At 66.5% G+C, this 17687-nt stretch carries 16 protein-coding genes; 8 read left to right on the top strand and 8 right to left on the bottom strand.

The window, feature by feature from the left end:
* The first annotated feature begins 17 nt into the window (after positions 1-17).
* From JOF57_RS24300 to JOF57_RS24290, 3 genes are read left to right on the top strand one after another with little or no spacing between them, the layout of a single operon-like run.
* Complete coding sequence (locus tag JOF57_RS24300; RefSeq protein ID WP_209921120.1) at positions 18-761, top strand: DUF2786 domain-containing protein; 744 nt, start codon at positions 18-20, stop codon at positions 759-761.
* On the top strand, positions 758-1228 hold the full coding sequence (locus JOF57_RS24295) for a TIGR04338 family metallohydrolase (protein ID WP_209921118.1): 471 nt from the start codon (positions 758-760) through the stop codon (positions 1226-1228). Before JOF57_RS24300 ends, JOF57_RS24295 begins: the two co-directional genes overlap by 4 nt.
* Positions 1229-1238: 10 nt before the next feature.
* Positions 1239-1895: an O-methyltransferase gene (locus JOF57_RS24290; RefSeq protein WP_209921115.1), complete on the top strand. Its 657-nt coding sequence runs from the start codon at positions 1239-1241 to the stop codon at positions 1893-1895.
* 74 nt (positions 1896-1969) lie between these two features.
* Here the strand turns inward: JOF57_RS24290 and JOF57_RS24285 are convergent, their stop codons facing one another.
* From JOF57_RS24285 to JOF57_RS31070, 3 genes are read right to left on the bottom strand one after another with little or no spacing between them, the layout of a single operon-like run.
* Complete coding sequence (locus JOF57_RS24285; RefSeq protein ID WP_209921111.1) at positions 1970-4876, bottom strand: MMPL/RND family transporter; 2907 nt, start codon at positions 4874-4876, stop codon at positions 1970-1972.
* Positions 4873-5253: an MmpS family transport accessory protein gene (locus JOF57_RS24280; protein ID WP_307870094.1), complete on the bottom strand. Its 381-nt coding sequence runs from the start codon at positions 5251-5253 to the stop codon at positions 4873-4875. The genes JOF57_RS24285 and JOF57_RS24280 overlap by 4 nt, the downstream gene beginning before the upstream one ends.
* Positions 5165-5860 carry a class I SAM-dependent methyltransferase gene (locus JOF57_RS31070; protein WP_234938236.1) on the bottom strand — a complete coding sequence of 232 codons (696 nt, stop codon included), beginning with the start codon at positions 5858-5860 and terminating at the stop codon, positions 5165-5167. The genes JOF57_RS24280 and JOF57_RS31070 overlap by 89 nt, the downstream gene beginning before the upstream one ends.
* A 140-nt stretch (positions 5861-6000) precedes the next feature.
* Here JOF57_RS31070 and JOF57_RS24275 point away from each other — a divergent pair, with 140 nt between their 5' ends.
* The gene (locus JOF57_RS24275; RefSeq protein ID WP_209921105.1) at positions 6001-6582 is read left to right on the top strand and encodes a TetR/AcrR family transcriptional regulator; all 582 of its coding nucleotides are present in this window, start codon (positions 6001-6003) and stop codon (positions 6580-6582) included.
* A gap of 8 nt (positions 6583-6590) precedes the next feature.
* Here JOF57_RS24275 and JOF57_RS24270 read toward each other — a convergent pair whose 3' ends face one another.
* Together JOF57_RS24270 and JOF57_RS24265 are read right to left on the bottom strand one after the other, a co-directional pair.
* Complete coding sequence (locus JOF57_RS24270; protein WP_209921101.1) at positions 6591-8282, bottom strand: aldehyde dehydrogenase family protein; 1692 nt, start codon at positions 8280-8282, stop codon at positions 6591-6593.
* A gap of 156 nt (positions 8283-8438) precedes the next feature.
* Positions 8439-9893, bottom strand: coding sequence for a hypothetical protein (locus tag JOF57_RS24265; protein WP_209921098.1), 1455 nt, complete (start codon positions 9891-9893; stop codon positions 8439-8441).
* Between the two features lie 176 nt (positions 9894-10069).
* On the opposite strand from JOF57_RS24265, the gene JOF57_RS24260 reads away from it, so the two are divergent.
* A complete protein-coding gene (locus tag JOF57_RS24260; RefSeq protein ID WP_209921096.1) occupies positions 10070-12673 on the top strand; it encodes a LuxR C-terminal-related transcriptional regulator in 2604 nt (867 codons plus the stop codon).
* Positions 12674-12717: 44 nt separating this feature from the next.
* Positions 12718-13602 carry an aldo/keto reductase gene (locus JOF57_RS24255; RefSeq protein ID WP_209921092.1) on the top strand — a complete coding sequence of 295 codons (885 nt, stop codon included), beginning with the start codon at positions 12718-12720 and terminating at the stop codon, positions 13600-13602.
* Between the two features lie 52 nt (positions 13603-13654).
* On the opposite strand, the gene JOF57_RS24250 is transcribed toward JOF57_RS24255, so the two are convergent.
* The gene (locus JOF57_RS24250) at positions 13655-14791 is read right to left on the bottom strand and encodes an ankyrin repeat domain-containing protein (protein WP_209921089.1); all 1137 of its coding nucleotides are present in this window, start codon (positions 14789-14791) and stop codon (positions 13655-13657) included.
* Between the two features lie 153 nt (positions 14792-14944).
* Positions 14945-16678 (bottom strand): dihydroxy-acid dehydratase, encoded by a 1734-nt coding sequence (gene ilvD / locus JOF57_RS24245; RefSeq protein WP_209921086.1) that lies wholly within the window; start codon positions 16676-16678, stop codon positions 14945-14947.
* Between the two features lie 89 nt (positions 16679-16767).
* Here ilvD and ricR point away from each other — a divergent pair, with 89 nt between their 5' ends.
* Together ricR and JOF57_RS24235 are read left to right on the top strand one after the other, a co-directional pair.
* Positions 16768-17073 carry a copper-sensing transcriptional repressor RicR gene (ricR, locus tag JOF57_RS24240; protein WP_209921083.1) on the top strand — a complete coding sequence of 102 codons (306 nt, stop codon included), beginning with the start codon at positions 16768-16770 and terminating at the stop codon, positions 17071-17073.
* Positions 17074-17075: 2 nt separating this feature from the next.
* Positions 17076-17303 (top strand): hypothetical protein, encoded by a 228-nt coding sequence (locus JOF57_RS24235; RefSeq protein WP_209921080.1) that lies wholly within the window; start codon positions 17076-17078, stop codon positions 17301-17303.
* Here the strand turns inward: JOF57_RS24235 and JOF57_RS24230 are convergent.
* Positions 17300-17599 carry an MTH1187 family thiamine-binding protein gene (locus tag JOF57_RS24230; protein ID WP_209921077.1) on the bottom strand — a complete coding sequence of 100 codons (300 nt, stop codon included), beginning with the start codon at positions 17597-17599 and terminating at the stop codon, positions 17300-17302. The genes JOF57_RS24235 and JOF57_RS24230 overlap by 4 nt on opposite strands.
* Positions 17600-17687: the final 88 nt, after the last annotated feature.

Genomic DNA, 17687 nt, shown 5'->3' with positions numbered 1-17687 from the left:
ATTTCTAGGATTGCGCCATGACCGACGACAAGATGCTGGCGCGTATCGCCGCACTGCTGCGTCAGGCGGAGGGCACCGACAACCTCCACGAGGCCGAGGCATTCATGGCCGCCGCGCAACGGCTGGCCACGGCCACCTCGATCGACCTGGCGTTGGCCCGCGCGCATTCGGCCGAGCGCACCAAGGCGCAGATGCCTCTGCAACGCACCATCACCATCGGCGCGGCCGGGACCAAGGGGCTGCGCACCTATGTGCAGCTGTTCGTGGTCATCGGGATGGCCAACGACGTGAAATGTGATGTGGCGTCCAACTCGACCTTCGTCTACGCCTACGGGTTCGCCGAGGACATCGACGCCACCCATGCCCTCTACACCAGCCTGCTGGTGCAGATGGTCAAGGCGTCGGAGGCCTACATCGCCTCGGGCGCGCATCGTCCGACCCCGACGATCACCGCCCGGCTCAACTTCCAGTTGGCCTTCGGCGCCCGGATCGGCCAGCGTCTGACCCAGGCTCGTGATGAGGCTCAACGTGAGGCCGACGAGGTGGGCCGGCCGGGCACCGCTATCGCATTGCGGGACAAAGATATCGAGCTGCGCAGCTTCTACCGGACGGCGTCGCAGGCCCGCGGGACCTGGCGGGCCACGAACGCCTCGGCCGGGTACTCGTCGGCCGCTCGCCGCGCCGGGGACCGCGCCGGTCGCCATGCCCGGCTCGGGGCGAACCAGGAAATCTCCGGCCCTCGCGGCGCCCTGGATCAGTGAGCGCCAAGGATGCCCAGCGGGCCAGGGTCTACGCCGCCGAACAGTTCGTACGCACCATGTTCGACCGTGCGGCCCAACACAGTTCGCGTGCCATCGACTTTTTCGGTACGTCGCTCACCCTGCCGCCGGAGGCGAAATTCGGGTCGGTGGATTCGGTGCAGCGCTACGTCGACGACGTCATCGCCCGGGTCGGTGCCGATCCGGTAGCCGTGCGTCGACGTCGAGGGGTGACCGCTGCGCACTACGAGCTGGTCGACGGCAAGGCCGTCATCGCCGTCCCCGAGCGCCACACCTGGGCATTGCGGGAGTTGGTGGTACTTCACGAACTTGCCCACCATGTGAGCCATGCGGACCCGCCCCATGGGCCGCATTTCGTCGCCACCTACTGCGAACTGTGCGCGACGATCATGGGGCCGGAAGTGGGGCTGGTGCTGCGGATGGTGTACGCCAAGGAAGGCGTCCTCTAGCCTGGCGCACATGACCGAAGCCCGCGACGTCGATGCCATGTTCAACGAGGTGCTGCGCACCGAGGACGAGGCGCTGGTCGCGGCGCGTCTATCCGCACACGACGCCGACATGCCGGCCATCGAGGTGTCCGCTCAGCACGGCAAACTGCTGTCGCTGCTCACGACGATCTCCGGGGCGCGTCGGGTGCTGGAGATCGGCACGTTGGCCGGCTACAGCACGATCAACCTGGCCCGCGGTGTGGGGCCGGACGGCAGCGTCGTCACGCTCGAGTGCGAGCCCCGTCATGCCGAGGTGGCGCAGGCCAATCTGGCGCGGGCCGGCGTCGCCGACCGGGTCGAGGTGATCGTCGGCACCGCACTCGACACGCTGCCGCGGCTGGCCGAACGCGGTGACGTATTCGATCTGGCCTTCATCGACGCCGACAAGGAGAACAACGTCCGCTACGTCGAGTGGGCGATCCGACTGGGCCGGCCGGGCTCGATCATTGTGGTGGACAACGTGACCCGGTCCGGCCGGGTACTCGCACCGGCGGCCGACGACGCACAGGCGCAGGCCGTGCGGGACATGCTGGAGATGATGGGCGCCCATCCGCGGTTGGACACCGCGGCCATTCAAACCGTGGGCACCAAGGGCTGGGACGGTTTCGCCGTCGCGCTCGTCAGGTAACCCGCTCTCACCGCCCCCTCAAACGCCACGAGCGTGCGTGTCGACCAGCAGACACGCACGCTCGCGGTGAGGAGTTAAGCCAGCGAGTCCTGCGGTTCCCGCTGGAGCGGCTGCGGCCACGGCTCGGGCTTGGGCCGCTGACGCACCATCTGCGGCCACCAGAACCACTTGCCCATCAGCGCGGCGATCGACGGGGTCATGAAGGACCGGATGACCAGGGTGTCGAAGAGCAGACCCAGGCCGATGGTGGTGCCGACCTGGCCGATCACGGCCAGTTCGCTGATCGCCATCGACATCATGGTGAAGGCGAACACCAGGCCCGCCGAGGTGACCACCGAGCCGGTACCGCCCATGGCGCGGATGATGCCGGTGTTCAGGCCGGCATGTATCTCTTCTTTGAACCTGGCGACCAGTAGCAGGTTGTAGTCCGCACCCACGGCCAACAGGATGATCACCGACATGGCCAGCACCATCCAGTGCAGCTCGAGCCCGATCAGGTGCTGCCAGATGAGGACCGACAGGCCGAATGATGCGCCGAGGGACAGCAGTACGGTGCCGACGATGACCGCGGCGGCGACCACGCTTCGGGTGAGGATCAACATGATGATGAAAATCAGGCACAGCGAGGCGATTCCGGCGATTAACAGGTCGTAGTTGGCGCCTTCCTGCATGTCCTTGAACATGGCCGCGGTGCCGGCGAGATAGATCTTGGAGCCCTCCAGCGGGGTGCCCTTGATGGCTTCCTTGGCGGCCAGCTTGATGGGGTCGACGTGAGCGACCCCTTCGGGACTCATCGGATCGCCCTCATGGCTGATGATGAAACGCACCGCGTGTCCGTCGGGGGACAGGAACATCTTCATGCCCCGCTTGAAGTCCGGGTTCTCGAAGGTTTCCGGCGGCAGATAGAACGAGTCGTCGTTCTTGGCGGTGTCGAAGGCCTGACCCATGGCGGTGGAATTCTCCTGCATGGCCGCCATCTGATCCTGCATGCCGCCCTGGGTGGCCTGCATGGTCAGCATCATCGTCTTCATCGTCTGCATGGTCGTGATCATCGGCTGCATGTTCGCGATCATCAGCGGGAGCAGCGCGTTCATCTTGTCCATGTCAGGGACGATCTGCTCGAAATCCGCTGTCATGGTGTCGACGCCGTCAAGGGTGTCGAACACCGACCGGATCGACCAGCACATCGGGATGTCGTAGCAGTGCGGTTCCCAGTACAGGTAGTTGCGGATCGGGCGGAAGAAGTCGTCGAAATCCGAGATGTGGTCGCGCAGTTCCTTGATGTCGTCGACCATTCCGTGCATCTTGCCGACCATGCTGTTCATCACGCCGCGCATCTGTTCCATGAGCGCGATCATCTGGGTCATCGTGTCGACGGTGATCTGCATTTCGTCGGCCTGCTTGAGCATGTCGGCCATCCGGTCCTGCATGTACTTCTGATTCATCGTCTGGGTCGTGCCCTGCATGCTGATGTTGAACGGGATCGAGGTGTGCTCGATCGGCGTTCCCTGCGGGCGGGTGATGGCCTGGACCCGGGAGACACCCGGCACGCCGACGATGCGTTTGGCGATCCGCTCGATCACCAGGAAGTCCGCCGAGTTGCGCAGATCGTGATCGCTTTCGATGAGCAGCAACTCGGGGTTCATCCGGGCCGGGGAGAAGTGGCGGTCGGATGCGGCGTAACCGGTGTTGGCCGGCAGGTCCGCCGGGAGGTACTCGCGGTCGTTGTAGTTGGTCCGGTAGCCCGGCAAGGCGAGCAGACCGATCAGTGCCAGCGCGATGGTCGCGATCAGGATGGGCCCGGGCCACCGCACCACGGCGGCACCGATCTTGCGCCAGCCGCGGGTGCGCATGGCCCGCTTGGGTTCCAGCGTCTTGCCGAACCTGGTGGCCACCGAGATGATGGCCGAACCGAGGGTGAGCGCGACGAGCACCACCGTGACCATGCCGATGGCCAGGGGGATACCGAGCGACTGAAAGTAGGGCAGGCGCGTGAAGTGCAGGCAGAACGTGGCGCCGGCGATGGTCAGGCCCGAACCCAGGATGACGTGGGCGGTCCCGCGAAACATGGTGTAGTAGGCCTGTTCTCGGTCTTCGCCGACGCTTCGGGCCTCTTGATATCGGCCTATCAGGAAGATCGCGTAGTCCGTCGAGGCGGCGATGGCCAGCATCACCAACAGGTTGGTGGCGAACGTCGAGAGCCCGATGATGTTGTAGTAGCCCAGGAAGGCGACCAGACCGCGGGCGGCCGACAACGACAGCATCACCGTCACCAGCGTGAGGAGCACCGTCACGACGGAGCGGTAGACGGTGAGCAACATGATGATGATGACCACGAACGTCAGGGCGGTGATCATCTCGAGGCTGCGGTTACCGGCGATCTCCTGATCGGCGGCCATCGCCGCGGGACCGGTCACATAGGCCTTGATGCCGGGGGGCGCCGTGACGCTCTGGACGATGTGTTCGGTGGCTTCCACCGATTCGTTGGCCAGCGCCTCGCCCTGGTTACCGGCGGTGTAGACCTGCACGTAGGCGGCCAAGCCGTCGGAGCTCTGGGCGCCCGAGGCGGTCAGCGGGTCGCCCCAGAAATCCTGGACGTGCTCGATGTGCTTCTTGTCGGCCTCGAGTTTGGCGACGATCTCGTCGTAGTACTTGTGCGCCTCGTCGCCCAACGGCTTGTCGCCCTCGAGCACGACCATGACCGAGCTGTTGGACTTGAACTCCTGGAACACCTCGCCGACACGCTTCATCGCGATCATCGACGGCGCGTCGTCCGGTGTCATGGACACCGAGCGCATCTTCCCCACCTCTTCGAGCTGGGGAACGATCACGTTGAGGAAAGCGATGACAGCGACCCAGCCGATGATGATCGGGATGGCCAGCCGCCGGATCCACTTGGCGATCCCGTCGTGCGTGGCGGGCTGGGCGTGCTGTGGACCGCTGGCCGGGATCGAGTCGGTGGGGGTGTCGTAATTGCTCATGCAGATTTCACCAAGCAGAAGGTCTGGGCGTTCACGCCGTTGGAGGTTCTCTCGTCCTTGAGCTCGTCATCGACGGTGATGCGGCAGCTGATGGTGTCGCCGTTGCCCTGCGCGACGATGTTGGGGAACACCGACGGCGCGGTGGACTCCAGACGGAGCGTCCACGGCAGGGTGACCCCGTCGATGCGCTGGGGCTGGGCGTCGAGATCGAGGTAGTTCACGTCGGCCGTCGCCCCGGGCACGCCGTAGATCTCGTAGACCACGACCTTGGGGTCGAAGGGCTTGGTGTCATCGACCTTGGCGCTGGAGATCCCGGCGCCGCCGCCGGCGCCGAAGAACGTGCGAACCCGCATCACTGTGAATCCGCCGACCAACACCACCACGATGATGATCAACGGAATCCAGAACCGTCTCAACAGCTTCATATTCGCTGGTCGGCCTTTCGGAGGTCAGGTACGCAGTGACGTACTGGCTAGCTGCGAAGCTCCACTGCCATGTGGTGAGCAGGTCGCCATCGGCGGCAACGTCCCCGTCGGAGTCGTCCCGGAACGGGCTGACCGAAATTTCCGAGATCAGCCGGCTGCCCGGTGCGCTCAGGACGGTGATGTCGCGGATGAGTCGACGCTGCTCATCCGATGGAATGAAGGGTAATACGCCTTCCACGCTCCACAAGGTGCTCCGGTCGGCGTCGAATCCCGCCCGGGACAGTGCGGCGGGCCAGTTGCCGCTGATGTCGGCGGGGACGCCGCGCACGGCAGTCGTGGGTATGGTGTCGGCCATGGCGTCGGTCTTGACGTCGAGGATCGCGGGATGGTCGACGACGTATACGCGGGTTCCGGCCGGCCAGGGCAGTTGATAGGGACGCGGGTCCAGGTCGGAGGCCAGGAACACCACCTGTTCGATGCCGGATGCGGCAGCGGTGATCAGAAAGGTGTTGAAACGGTCGAGGAGGTCTATCGGATGGGAGACGAACGAACGTGGCATCAACACTCCTCCCCCGCAGGATTCCTTGCCGGATGTAAAGTGAAACCTATACAGTCGGCTAACTTCAATCAAGTTAGTTTGGCTATTGACGCTGTGATCTAGACCGCGTTCGGTACGCTCAGCGCGACGAAGGGACGGGTGTGGCGAAGGCTGTTGCGCCGCGTGGCTTTGCGCGCGAGCGGGTGTTGGAGGCGGCGCTGAGCCTGTTCTCGGAGCACGGTGTCAACGGCACGTCGCTACAGATGATCGCCGACCGCCTCGGAGTCAGCAAGGCGGCCGTCTACTACCAGTTCCATTCCAAGGACGAGATCGTGCTGGCGGTCATCCAGCCGGTCTTCGACGACATGGTGCGCCTGGTCCGGATTGCCGAAGCGATGTCCACGCCGGAGGCCCAGCGGGAGGCTGCCGTCAGCGGCATGGTCGAGATGGCCGTGCGGCACCGCCGGGTCACCGCGGTGTTCCACGGCGACCCCGTCATCGACGGACTGGTGCAGGGTCGGTCCGATCTCCAGGACACGATCGAGCGGTTGACCGGGATCCTCCTGGGCCCTGAGCCCGGCGCGGCCGACCGGATCTGCATGTCGGTGCTCGCCGCAGGCATCTATGGCAGCGCCACCGACCCGGCCCTCAATGACGTCTCCGACGAGGAACTGCACCGGGTGCTGCTCGACTGCGCGCAACGGTTACTGCGCGTGCCCGTCACGCCCGTCGTCGCCGGCTGACCCCGTACTCAACCCCGCAGTGCCGACGCGAAGATCGCGGGCAGCTTGCCCCAGCCGGGTGCTCCGGCGAAGTCCGCCAACAGCCGTCCCGTCGTCGCCGCGGTGCGGTTGTTGACGAACCACGGCGGCTTGGGTGACAGCGACCACTCGCCGCCGAACACTGAACGGGGCGCGGGCCGGAAGGGGCCGCGGACCACGGTGCGTTCCGGACGGTCGAGCAGAAAAGCGTTGTGTACCACGCCGGTTCCGCTCTGGATGTCGTTGCGTTTGTGCCCGGGGAAGGCGCCCCAGGTGGCGGTCGCCGTCAGGTAGCCGACTCCGGTCCAGGCGTTGATCGCGATGGTGCCGTAGCGCAGCTGCTCGATGAGGTGGTCGAACTTGTCGCCGAGGCTCGCGAGGGTGTTCGGGTGGGCGATGATGTTGACCCCGAGGGTGCCGACGAACTCGTCGTTGGCGACGCGCACGGCCTCCTCGAAGAATCGGTCATCGGGGACGTCGAGTTCGATCACGCCGAGCACCGGACTGAAGTATTCGGTGCGCAACAGCGCTTCGCGGTCGGCCGGATCGACCACTAGGACCCGGGCACCGCCGGGGCCCAGGTGCTGTGCGTCCGGATACGACGTGTCCGCGCTCGCGACCCTGACGTCGGAACCGGGGTAGTAGGCGCCCCGCGCCGGGGCGTCGTCGACGGCCTTGCGGATGGCGGCGATGAACTCGTCGCGCTGCGCCCATCGCTTTGGCAGCACGACCACCTGGGCGGCCACGCAGTTGTAGCCATTGTTGTGCAACCGTTGTGTGGCAACGTGATTGGCCTGGAACTCGAGGTCGGCCTTGCTCCAGGTGCCGGGCAGCACGATCGTCGGCGACACTCCGCCGAGTTCGGCGGTCATCTCCTTGTCGAGCACCGGCTCGTCGGCGGCCTTACGGCGGGCGCCCTCCTCCCCGGTACCGAATACGATGGCGTTGTAGGTCAGGGCGCTGCCGGTCATGTGCACATGGTCAACGAGCTTGTGCCGCACCAGGTATGCGCCGGCCTCGGCCCCACCGGTCAGGATGCGCACCGCGCCGACGGCGATGAACGGAGCCAGCACCTGGGTCAGCACGGGGAGCAGTGGGTCGGTGATCGGGTTGAGCTTGAGGGCCACCACCCGGTTGTTGGCGTACAGCTCGTAGATGGTGTCCAGCGGGGCGATCGAGAAGATATTGCCCGCACCCAGCACCGCGCCGACACCGTTGGTGCGGGACGGGTCGCGTTGGGCCAGACCGGCCGACCGGATAGCCTCGGCCTTCTCGATTCCGGGTTGCAGCCACACCTCGGCACTGAACCCGGACAGCAGCAGCTGATCGAAGGTGTTGAGCGGCAGGGCCTTTACCGTCGTACGGCCGCCGGGGGCGTAACCGAACTCGGCGCCGTCGAGCGGGCTGCGGCCCGCTTCGAGCTTGGTCAGGCTCTCCGACAGCGCGCCCAGGCCAGCCGCCAGTGAGTACGGACCCGACATCCATTCCTCGCCGACCAGCGGCGAGGACGGGTCGAGTTGTTTGATCCCGACGGCGGCGTCCACCCATTCGGCGGCGTGACGCACGGTCAGTGCGCGCACCTCGTCGAGCAGTCCGCGACGGGCCGCCAATGACAGGGAAGCCCAGGTCTTTTCACCTTCGACGAGCTCCTCGAGGGCCTCGTCGATCTGCGTTTCGGTCATCTCAGCTCACGCTCTTGTCGAATCGGACCAATGCGTCGTGTTGATGGGCGTAGCGAGTCGGACCTTGCCCGATCTCTCGCCTGGCCACAGTGGCAGCGTACTGCTCGAATGGGGTCGGTTGGGCCCCACTTCGTCCGAGCGTCGGCGGGTAGGACCTCACCAGCGGCAGATATCGGCGCCCCAACCCGAGTCGATCGCGCGGAAGGCGAGCAGATGCCGTTGCCACCACGGCAGTGGCGCCGCGAGCACGGGATCTTTGGTCGCATCGTCCACCACGCGCGGCGGTCCGTCGTGCAGATAGGCGAGCCGGACACCGCTGATGCCGGCGTCCTGCCACAACATCACGCTGCGCCGCAGTTCGAGCCAGGGGATGCGGACCGGGGGATCTTCCGACATCCAGCGGACCTGTCGGCGAAGGTGCGTCAGGTCGGCCGATTGGGGTGGAAACTCCATGCCGACCACCGTGACGGTGTCGCGCTGATAGTCGGCCAGTTGGAGTGCGGTGACGCCGGGCAACAGATGATTGGAAGTGCCGTCCTCGGTATGCAGGTTGCTGAACATCGAGTAGTTCGACACGGTCTTGAGCCCCACATACGGCGTCGCCCCGTTGGCGAACGCCAGCAGCGGGGCGAGGAGCAGCACGAAGGGGCGAAAACTCCAGTTCGGGGCACGGACCCCTGCTGCCTGCGCAGAGTGGTACGCGCGCAGCAGTGCGACCATGAACGGCACCACCGCGACGAACCAGGTGAGCACGAGCAGGGTGTGCCAGGGCAAGCCGACCGGGCTCGTCGGCGAGTCGGCCGAACTCGACACCACGCTCAGCAGTACATGGGCCGCGAAACCGGTGAGCGCGACTCCCCGCAGCGCCGACGCGCGGGCCGCCAGGGCCACGAACACCTCGGTCGGGACCAGCAGTACGTACACCGCGAACACCACCGTGGCGAAGTCGTAGAACGAGGCCATCGCCAGGATCGAGTGAAAGCCCACCCCGAGCAGCACGCCCCAGAAACGTAGCCGCGGCACCGCCAGCAACCCGAGAATGGCGGCCTCGATCACCACCGCGGCGATGCCGACGAACTCGCCGACGCCCGGGCCCGGTGTGACACCGTCGAAGCCGTTGAGCCAGATGAGCTGGCCGAACAGTTCACCGCCGCACGAGGTCGCGGGCGTGAAATAGGCCGTGTTCAACTTGTCGAAGACCGTGAACAGGTAGACCACGAGCAACACGAGGCCGATCGGGGTCCGTGCGGCATCCAGCCAGCGTTCGACGAAATTGTCCGGTTCGCCCGGTCGGTTCCGGGTGGCCAGTGCCCACAATGCCGCGGTACCGAGTGCGACGGCGATCAGCAGGTTCAGCACCAGATGGTTCGCGGCGGCAGGCAGGTTCGTCGTCGCCACCGTGGCGCCGGCCGCCACGGCCAGACCGGCCGCCGCCACCGAGCCGGGAAATATCAGGGCGGGCAGAGCGGCCAGCAATGCCGGCAACACCGCCAGGGGCTGGCTGTCGGAGTAGTGGAACACCAACGCCATCGCAAAGAGCGTTGCGAACCAGCCGAGTTGCTGAGGTGCGCCGGTCGGGGCGTCCGTTCGGACGTTGCCGCGCCACCGCATTGAGAACACCTTACTTGGCGGGCATCTGCTCCCGCCCACACTGCGTATTCGGGGAAGCGATGGATGGGTGGTACCGGCCGATGCGTCAATTTGCTCCCCGCCAGCGCGTTTGACGCCATATCCTGGGCAAATAGCAGGACTTCCGATGACGGCGATGGCGGGTACGAACTGCTGAGATGAAGCTGGCGGGGCGGGAAGACGAACTGGCGACGATCCGTCGCTGCCTTGGTGGGTCGGGAACCCACCACGGTGTGGTGATCGTCGGCACTGCCGGCGTCGGCAAGACCCGGCTGGCCCGCGAGGCCCTCAGCCACGCCGCGGCATCCGGACACCGGACCAACTGGTTCGTCGGAACCGAATCCGCGCGGGCCATCCCGCTCGGGGCCTTCACCGGGTCGATCAGCCAGAGCATGTGCGACTCGTTGCCGGACGTGCGGCGCGTGATCGATTCCTTTGTCGCCCAACAACGCATGGGCAAGGTCGTCATCGGCATCGACGACGCCCACCTGCTCGACGCGCTGTCCGCGCACGTCGTACACCAACTGGCCCAGACCCAGGGGGTACGCCTCGTCGTCACCGCGCGTTCCGGCGGACCCGAACCCGACGCGGTGACCGCGCTGTGGAAGGACAGCCTGCTCGACCGGATCGACCTCGAGCCGCTGTCCGTCGCGGCGGCCGCCACGCTGATCGAATCGGCGGTCGCAGGCCCGGTGGACAGTCGCAGCACGCGCCGGTTCTGGAAACTGACCGGAGGCAACGCGCTGTACCTGCTGCAGCTGGTCAAGGACCAGATCGCCGCGGGGCGGATGTGCAAGTCCGCCGGGGTGTGGATGTGGGACGGCGATGTCGCCGTGTCCCAGAGCATCACCGACATGGTCGGTCGCCGCCTCGGTGGACTCGAACCCGGCATGGCACTGGTGCTCGACACGCTTTCGCAGTGCGAGCCGCTGAGTGTCGACGTCCTGGCCGACCTGGTGGAATCTGCTGACCTGGAGGCTGCCGAGCAGATGCATCTGGTCAGGGTCGACCGCGCCGGGCGTGGCCTGGTGGCGACGCTGGCGCATCCGCTGTACGGCGAATTGCGTAGGGCCACCGCGGGCGAGATGCACCTGTCGAGGATCCGGGGGCGGCTCGCGCGGCGGCTGGAGTCGGAGGCCGACGGGGATATGCGGGCGACTGTGCGCCGGGCACTGCTGGTGCTGCACTCCGACCTGCCACCGGATCCGGAACTGTTTCTCACCGCGGCTCGGTGCGCCGCGGTCCTGCTCGATCCTGATGCCGCCGACCGCTTCGCCGCTGCCGCAGCCGAATGCGGTGCACCCGAGGCCGCGCCGATGCGGGCCATGACACTGATCCTGCTGAGCCGGGGTGAGGAGGCCGAGGCCGTCCTGCGCGACATCAGTGCCGACGGACGTCCCGACAACCATCACTGGGCGACGGTGCGGGCGGCCAACCTGGCCTGGATGCTCAGCCGGCCGCGCGATGCCGCCGAGATCTTGGAGAAGCTTTCCACCACAACCGAATCCGAAGACCAGCGGATGGAACGCCTGGCCATGCAGGCCTGTGTCGAGGCAGTAGTCGGACATTGTGTGAGTGCGGAGGAAAAAGCCAGGACCGCCCTCGATTCGGGTGGGCTCCCCGATCTGCACGCGATGATGGCCTCGATCGCGCTGATGATGGCCCTTGGTGCGCTCGGACGTGTCGACGAGATCAACGACATCGCAGAGCAGGCCATCGAGCGGGCGACCTCGTCGTTCGAATCCTCGCCCATGCGGTTCTGGCTCGGCGCAGTTCACGGCCGTGCCTGCCGGCTGACCGGCCGTATCGACGACATCACGGCCATGGCGGCGCGGCTGGACGAATCGGCGCGTGACATGCCTGGTCTGGTGTACGCCAACCTCGCTCACCTCCTCGGCCACGCCGAACTGGTTCGGGCCGATCTCGGTGCCGCCGTCAAACACCTGCACGAGGCGTACGCCGGTGCCGAAACGCACGAGATCACAACGGGTTTGCGGGTTGCCAGCTGCTTCTCCCTGGCCGAGGCGTATGCCAAACTGGGCCAGGCCGGAGCGGCAACCGAGGCGCTGACCCGGGCCGAGCAGCGGGTGCCCGACGACTACGTATTCATGAACACCGCAATGTCGGTAGCCACCGGGTGGACGCTTGCCGCCGGTGGTGCGCTGGCCGATGCCATCGATCTGGTGCGCACAGCGGGCCGCGACGCCGCGCAGAGTGAGCAGCCGACGCATGAACTGCTGTGTCTGCAGACGGCCGCGCAGTGGGGCGACACGTCGGGCGCCGTGCGCGCACGGGAGCTCGCCGAGAGCCTGAAACTTCCGCTGGCCGAGACGGTGGCCGGCCATATCGAGGCGCTGGCAGCCGATGACGGCGCCGGATTACTGACTGCGGCCGAGGAATACCGGGCCCTCGGAGACCGGGCCACCGCCACTGACGCCTTCGCGCAGGCCGCGGTCGCGTTCGGCCACCACGGTCAGGGCAAGCGCAGTGCGTATGCGGCCGCGTTGGCGCAGGAGAGCGCCGATGAATGCGGCGGGCTGTGCACCCCGGCGTTGCGCAATCCGGCCGGACAGCCGCTGACCGGAAGGCAGCGCGAGATAGTCGAACTCGTCGTCGGGGGGCTGAGCAACAAGCAGATCGCCGAGCGGTTGGTGATGTCGGTGCGCAGCGTCGAAGGGCATCTGTACCGGGCCTGTCAGCGGGTGGGCGCCAGCTCACGTGAACAACTCGCCGCGATCATCCGGCGTGGTCCGAAGGGGTAGGTGGGTCGCCGCCTGCCCGACAAGTTTGAAAGCGATGGTCAAACATGAGCGTTCCCACTTTTGCCCTGAACAACGGCGTGAACATGCCCGCTCTTGGCTTCGGCGTCTACCAAACTCCGCCGGATGAGACGGCGGAGGCGGTCCAGGTCGCATTGGAGACCGGCTACCGCCACATCGACACCGCCGCGGTGTATGGCAACGAGCGGGGGGTCGGTGAGGCGATCCGTCGCGTTGGCCTGGACCGCGACGACGTCTTCATCGAGACCAAGGTGTGGATCACTGACTACGGATACGACGCCACGCTTCATGCCTTCGACAAGGCGATCGGAAAGCTGGGCGTCGACAAGATCGACCTGCTGATCCTGCACCAGGCGCTGCCGGGCGAGTTCGATCGGACCGTCGGTGCGTACCGAGCGCTGGAGAAGCTGTACACCGACGGCAACGTGCGCGCGATCGGCGTCTCCAACTTCATGCCGAACCACCTCGACCTGCTGCTGGCCGAGACCGAGGTGGTGCCTGCGGTCAACCAGATCGAGGTGCACCCCTACTTCCGGCAGTCCGTTCTGCTCGACATCGACGATCAGCTCGGCATCATCAACCAGGCCTGGTCACCGATCGGTGGTATCACGTTCTACCGCGGCGGCTCTCACGGCTCCACCCTGCAGGATCCGGTGATCGGAGAGATCGCGGCCGCACATGGCAAGTCGCCCGCGCAGGTGATGCTGCGCTGGCATCTGCAGCAGGGGCGCCAGGCGATCCCGAAATCGGTGACGCCGTCACGGATTCAAGAGAACATCGATATTTTCGATTTCGCACTCACTGCCGACCAACTCGCCGCGATCGATGCCTTGGATACCGGTGTGCGTGGGGGACCGGAGCCAGAGGACATCACCCGTGAGAAGTACGGGATCGAAATTCCGGAAGCCTGAGGCCGCGCGCAGTACGTCGCTGCAGCACAGGCCCGGCAATGTGCGGGCTATTTCATCCTCGTAGGAGTTCGGCGGCCTCGGTCTGGTAGGCATGCTCGGCCCAATCCAGTGGGGTCGAGCCGAATCTGCGGTCGGTGATGGTCGTGTCGGCCCCGGCATCGAGGAGACGTCGAATCAGCTCGAGGTCGCCCGACCAGGCGGCCTGATGCAGGGCCGTCGCGCCTTCGTCATCGAAAGCATTCGGATCGTCGGGGAACACCGGAGTGACCACGTCCACTCCGGATACGTCGATTCCGTGTCGGGCCAACAAATCGAGCCGCGCGGTGAACCCGTGCTCGGCAGCCCAGGTGACCTGGCGCCTCCACATCTCGTCCCGGGATTCCATGGCTTCGCCGAGGCGCAGCTCCCACGGATTCGGACCGGCATCGGCCACGCCGTGGGCGAACAGCAGGTCCAGGTGTGAATCGTCGGCCCGGAACATCCGGTTGTACAGCGTCTGCTGGTCGGCGGGGTGTGCGCCTCTCGTCAACAGCAGCGTGGCCAGCTCGGGTGCGTACGGATGCCGCGGCTGACGGCGCGACCCTTGTTCACCCTCGCCGAACACGCCGGTCAGCACCGTGAACGGCGTCGACATTCCGCACCAGAGGTACCCGGCATTCGGATCGGCGCCGGCGTCGAGCAGCAGTGCTGCGGTGGCGAGGACGTCGTCGGCGGTGCGGCCCAACGGAACCCGCGAATAACACAGGTACATCAGCGGCACCCAGCCGAATGGTCCGCCCCTGGTCTTCGCGAGCGCCGGACGGTTGGTCAGATGGCGCGCCAGTGCCGCCGGATCCGCGGCCGACGCAGCGGCCCAGATGTGCTCGTAGACCAGATCCGGGTCGGTGCTGAGCAGCTCCGCGGCAGCTTGCCACCGGGGCGGAGCATCGGTTTCGTTGTAACGCAACGATGCCCATGAACAGAACCGGTCGGCGGTCTTGAGGGCGTTCTCGTCGAGCGCGCCGGGATCGATGCTGAGCTCGGCCGCATCTCGCAGGTAGTGCACGAGTCTGGGCCAGCTGCTGAATCCGTAGGAGCGAGCGACGGCCGATTGGGCGTCGTGCAGCGGGGTGCGATTCGCGCGCTGCAACGCGCGGGCCTCATCGCGGAGGTGATCGATCGAGGGATTGCTCGGCAGACGGCTGGCCATGACGGCCTCCTCTCAAGCGCCCGCGTCCGCGAATCGGGCTGAGAAGAGGTCAGTCACAAGGCAAGTCGGTGTGCAGGGAGGCTTGGCCTCTTCGAGCGGACGTCGGGCGTTCCTGCACGCCCGACGTCACGGTACCACCGATGCAGGGGGACTCTAGTTGCAGACAGCGCCGACGGCGGCAGACTGGACCAGCTTGGTGTACTTGGCCAGCACGCCGGTCTTGTAGCGCGGCGGCAGCGGTTCGAAACCGGCCTTGCGGGCCTCGAACTCAGCCTCGTCGACGAGGATGTCCAACGTTCCGTCGGCCACGTTGAGGCGGATCCGGTCACCGTCGCGGACGAACGCGATGGGCCCGCCGTCGACGGCCTCCGGAGCGATGTGCCCGACGCACAGGCCCGTCGTCCCGCCGGAGAACCGGCCGTCGGTCATCAGCAGGACGTCCTTGCCCAGTCCGGCGCCCTTGATGGCGCCGGTGATGGCCAGCATCTCGCGCATGCCCGGGCCGCCCTTGGGGCCCTCGTAGCGGATCACCACGACGTCGCCGTGGGTGATGGTGCCGTCCTCCAACGCATCCAGGGCAGCCCGCTCGCGCTCGAAAACTCTTGCCGTGCCCTCGAACACGTCTGACTCGAACCCTGCGGACTTCACCACGGCACCCTCGGGAGCCAATGATCCGTGCAGGATCGTGATGCCGCCGGTCGGGTGGATCGGGTTGTTCATCGCCCGCAGCACCTTGCCGTCGGGGTCCGGCGGCGCGATGTGAGCCAGGTTCTCGGCCATGGTCTTACCGGTCACGGTCAGGCACTCCCCGTGCAGCAGGCCGGCGTCCAGCAGCGCACGCATGACCACCGGAACGCCGCCGATCTCGTCGACGTCCTTCATCACGTGGCGGCCGAACGGTTTCACGTCGGCCAGGTGCGGCACCTTGTTGCCGACGCGGGTGAAGTCGGCCAGGGTCAGCTCCACCTCGGCCTCGCGGGCGATCGCCAGCAGATGCAGGACGGCGTTGGTCGAGCCGCCGAACGCCATCACGACAGCGATCGCGTTCTCGAAGGCTTCCTTGGTCAGGATGTCGCGCGCGGTGATGCCGCGGCGCAGCATCTCCACGACGGCCTCGCCGGACTTGCGGGCGTACTCGCCGCGACGCTTGTCCACGGCCAACGGAGATGCGCTGCCCGGCAACGACATTCCGAGTGCCTCGGCCGCCGACGCCATGGTGTTCGCGGTGTACATGCCGCCACACGCACCCTCGCCCGGGCAGATCGCGCGCTCGATGATGTCGACGTCCGCACGTGACATCAGCCCTCGCGCGCACGCGCCGACCGCCTCGAAGGCGTCGATGATGGTGACTTCCTTCTCGGTGCCGTCGGTGAGCTTGGCGATACCCGGCATGATCGAGCCGTTGTAGAAGAACACGCTGGCCAGGTCCAGCCGCGCGGCCGCCATCAGCATGCCGGGGATCGACTTGTCACAACCGGCCAGCAGCACGCTGCCGTCCAGGCGCTCGGCCTGCATCACGGTCTCGACGCTGTCGGCGATCACCTCGCGGGAGACCAGCGAGAAGTGCATCCCCTCGTGGCCCATGGAGATGCCGTCGGACACCGAGATGGTGCCGAACTCCAGCGGGAACCCGCCGGCCTCGTGCACACCGGCCTTGACGTCCTGGGCCAACCGCTGCAGCGACATGTTGCACGGGGTGATCTCGTTCCACGACGACCCGACGCCGATCTGCGGCTTGACCCAGTCGTCGTCGCCCATTCCTACCGCGCGGAGCATTCCGCGGGCCGCTGCCTTCTCCAGGCCGTCGGTGACGTCGCGGCTGCGGGGTTTGATGTCGGGCGATGAGCCGCTTGCGCGAAGAGAAGTGTCAGGGGTCTCGGCAGACATGCCGGTAAGTATGCCCCTCGGTTAGTTAGCCGCCCAAATTCTTTCCCATAAAGATGCATACCCCGGTGGGGTACCCGTATACTAGAGCCATGGACGCGGCTGACCACTCGGGTGCACATGGCTACTCGGCACAGAAGGAGAACTACGCCAAGCGGTTGCGCCGGGTCGAAGGCCAGGTCCGGGGCATCGCCAAGATGATCGACGAGGACAAGTACTGCATCGACGTGCTCACTCAGATCAGCGCCGTCAACAGTGCGCTGCAATCCGTGGCGCTCGGTCTGCTGGACGAGCACCTGGGACATTGCGTGACACGGGCCGTCGCCGAAGGTGGGGACCAGGCTGAAGCCAAGCTGGCCGAGGCCTCGGCGGCCATCGCCCGCCTGGTCCGTTCCTGAGCATGCTGGTCCTGAAGATCGCCCTCGTCGTCTTCATCGTGACGGCGCTCCTGTTCATCGTGGCCACGGGCGTCCGGCGGTGGCGTAAGGACCCGGACGTCGTGGACCTCAGCGGGCCGCTCGCGGCGCGCTACGGAGCGCCGATGGCAGGCAACTGGACCCTGCCGATCGAGGACAACGTCCAGATAGTCGCCGAGGAGACGCTCGACGACGACCCGGAACTGCGCTAGCCGCCCAGCGCCTGCTCGATGCGCTCCACTTTCGCGGTGAGCTGCCCGGTGTAGCCGGGCCGGATATCGGCCTTCAACACCAGGCTGACCCGCGGGGATACCGCCGCGACGACCTCCACGGCCTGTTTCACCACGGCCATCACCTCGTCCCAGTCACCTTCGACGTTGGTGAACATGGCATTGGTCTCGTTGGGTAGGCCAGAGGCCCTCACCACCCGCACGGCCTCGGCCACCGCGGCGCTGACACTTCCGGTTTCATCCCCGCCGGCCGGGCTGATGCTGAACGCGACAATCACAGCATCGATTGTGCGCTCGCGTCGGTGGCGCGGTGGCGGCCGAAGCGTCGGAATCCCGCCATGGCGTGAGGAACGCGGCGGCACCGCA

The sequence above is a fragment of the Mycolicibacterium lutetiense genome, from assembly GCF_017876775.1.
GTDB lineage: Bacteria > Actinomycetota > Actinomycetes > Mycobacteriales > Mycobacteriaceae > Mycobacterium > Mycobacterium lutetiense.
The sequence above is the reverse complement of the archived record's forward strand: the minus strand, read 5'-3'. Positions and strand labels throughout refer to the sequence as shown.